The sequence below is a fragment of the Mammaliicoccus sp. J-M41 genome (genome assembly GCF_022385935.1).
GTDB lineage: Bacteria > Bacillota > Bacilli > Staphylococcales > Staphylococcaceae > Mammaliicoccus > Mammaliicoccus sciuri_A.
In genome coordinates this window covers 1-282 of sequence record NZ_JAJNIR010000095.1, presented here as the reverse complement: position 1 = coordinate 282, position 282 = coordinate 1, and the positions used below count along the sequence as shown (strand labels likewise).

The following is a 282-nucleotide window of genomic DNA, read 5'->3' as shown; positions in this document are numbered from 1 at the left end:
GCTGGATCACCTCCTTTCTAAGGATATTACGGAATGACCATTAGGTCATGGAATAACGGAGACATATTGTATTCAGTTTTGAATGTTTATAACATTCAACTTAAGAATGGGCCTATAGCTCAGCTGGTTAGAGCGCACGCCTGATAAGCGTGAGGTCGATGGTTCGAGTCCATTTAGGCCCACCATTTTAAATTGCACATTGAAAACTAGATAAGTAAGTAAAATAGATTTTACCAAGCAAAAAACCGAGTGAATTTCTAACGAAATTCAACAAGCTTAATA

General features: G+C 37.6%; 1 tRNA gene. It reads left to right on the top strand.

Annotation, left to right across the window (positions count from 1 at the left end):
• Window positions 1–108: 108 nt before the first annotated feature.
• A tRNA-Ile gene (locus LQ686_RS14045) sits at window positions 109–185 on the top strand.
• The last annotated feature ends 97 nt before the right edge of the window (window positions 186–282 follow it).